The 1,782-nt window shown below is 59.9% G+C and carries 3 protein-coding genes; 2 read left to right on the forward strand and 1 reads right to left on the reverse strand.

The window, feature by feature from the left end; all coding sequences use genetic code 11:
• Both ACP5J3_RS14155 and ACP5J3_RS14160 read left to right on the forward strand, forming a co-directional pair.
• The coding region (locus ACP5J3_RS14155) for a hypothetical protein (RefSeq protein WP_428496270.1) at window positions 1–713 on the forward strand (713 nt) is incomplete at its 5' end.
• Window positions 714–781: 68 nt separating this feature from the next.
• A complete protein-coding gene (locus tag ACP5J3_RS14160; RefSeq protein WP_428496271.1) occupies window positions 782–1,363 on the forward strand; it encodes a hypothetical protein in 582 nt (193 codons plus the stop codon).
• Between the two features lie 147 nt (window positions 1,364–1,510).
• Here ACP5J3_RS14160 and ACP5J3_RS14165 read toward each other — a convergent pair whose 3' ends face one another.
• Window positions 1,511–1,714 carry a hypothetical protein gene (locus ACP5J3_RS14165; RefSeq protein WP_428496272.1) on the reverse strand — a complete coding sequence of 68 codons (204 nt, stop codon included), beginning with the start codon at window positions 1,712–1,714 and terminating at the stop codon, window positions 1,511–1,513.
• Window positions 1,715–1,782: the final 68 nt, after the last annotated feature.

Here is a 1,782-nt window from a genome sequence, read left to right on the forward strand (position 1 = left end):
CGCTAAAGACGTTCTCAGAGGCGGTGCCGACGTCTCTTACGCACATGCAGACCGCGGCGACATACGGAGGCATCGCCGGGGTCACGCAACTCAGAGACCTCGGCAAGATAGCGGATATTCTGCCGTCGGAGCTGGCGCTCAGCCAGATGGGCTCCGCCGGCCAGCTGTTGCTGGCTCTTAAGATTGCCCAGAGGCAGGCGGCGTCTTGGGAGCGCGCGGCCGCTGTGAAGCCCGTGGTCTTCCTGGACAAGAGCGGCTCCATGGCCGCCCCTCTTGGGTGGGGCGGCGACGTGGAGAAGATAGCCTTAGCCGCCGGCCTCGCGCTGGCCCTCTATGCTAAGTTGGACGCCGATATTTATCTCTTCGACACCAAGGTGGAGGGGCCGGTTCCGCGGCGCCGCGTCGCCGAGGTACTACTCACCATACAGGCAGACGGCGGGACAAACGCCACCCCCGTCCTTGAGGAGATCCTCAGAATCGGCCGCCCTGACTACATCTACATCGTGATTTCAGACGGGATCACGGAGGCCGAGCCGGAGATCTTGGAGCGCTTCGAGAGGAGCGGCCTCGCCAAGAGGACGCGCCTAATTCTCATACCGCCCGGCGACGAGAACTACAACTGGGTCCAGCTGATCAAGCGGCAAGGCGGGCTTTTCTACGCCCGCGACGTCGCCGCCTTCACCGACGCCGCGAGGCGGGCCCTCTCCGCCTAGCCTTTCCGCCTAGACCCACAGCTGTGGGTCGTAGAAAGGTTTAAAAGTCCTATATTTCCATTAAGGGCATGGAAAACAGAAAAGAGTACTCAAAGCCGGTTGTGTACTTCGAACAGCAGAATGTGTGCATCAAGGAGCGCGGCGGGGGCTGGGCGTGTGTCATCAACGGCGAGGCCGTACACGTCGACGACATCGCCGATGCTGTTAGACGCATCTACCCCGAGGCGGAGAAAGTTGAAGCGGCTTCGGACATGATATGCGTAGCGCTGAACGGTAAAGAGCGTTGCTTCAGCGACGTTGTTGTTGAGACTAATCTGAGGAAGCTGTTGGAGCTTCTTGAGAAGAAAGCCGTAACGGTATACACACACGGCGACTGGGACAGCAACGTCATGGCGCTGTGGGCGCTGTTCAAGGCGGCGCCCGACTCCAAGTACATCGTGGTGCGCGACGGCTACCTCGGCCACGTACTCGCGTACGACACAGCCGACGGATTAATATTCGAGGCTAGGGCAGAAACAGACGACGACATAGAAACAGGCGGCGGCTTCGACGATGTAGAGGTCCCCACAGCGCTCACAGCCGCCGCGTCGCGGGGCACGGTCTACCGCGCCCAAGCCGCCGGCTATATCGCCTACGCAGTAGTAACCTAACACCCCCCTTTTTTCAGGTTTATACACCTCCTCAATCTTTCTTTCTATGGAGGTTGACGTCAAGACGCGGCGCAGGTTTGTAAAACCTATATACAGAGTCGACGGCGTCGAGTACGTGGGCGGCGTCGTGGAGCTCAGCGACGTGTACTAGGGGAGGTACTTGGCGACTGCCTCTTTTTTCAGTTTTATTACGTACAGCCCGTCGAGATCCTCGATCTTTTCCGCGTCTTGCCTCGCCGCGGCGGCGAGGGCCGGGTCTGTCGTGTACATCACAGCTGTGGTGTCGGGGTACACCGCCAGCCTGTACCGCGACGTCCGCACCATGAGCCGCATCAGCGAGATCTCGAACATGTCCACCCCGGCTCCCGCATATAAAAACTAGACGGCCGTCTTTATGCGCCGCCGCTTCTTGTACCTCG

The sequence above is a fragment of the Pyrobaculum sp. genome (assembly GCF_049971835.1).
Lineage (GTDB): Archaea > Thermoproteota > Thermoprotei > Thermoproteales > Thermoproteaceae > Pyrobaculum.

Coding starts and splice junctions, on each gene's coding strand:
- ACP5J3_RS14160 (WP_428496271.1), top strand. CDS start 782: ATGGAAAACAGAAAAGAGTACTCAAAGCCGGTTGTGTACTTCGAACAG.
- ACP5J3_RS14165 (WP_428496272.1), bottom strand. CDS start 1,714: ATGTTCGAGATCTCGCTGATGCGGCTCATGGTGCGGACGTCGCGGTAC.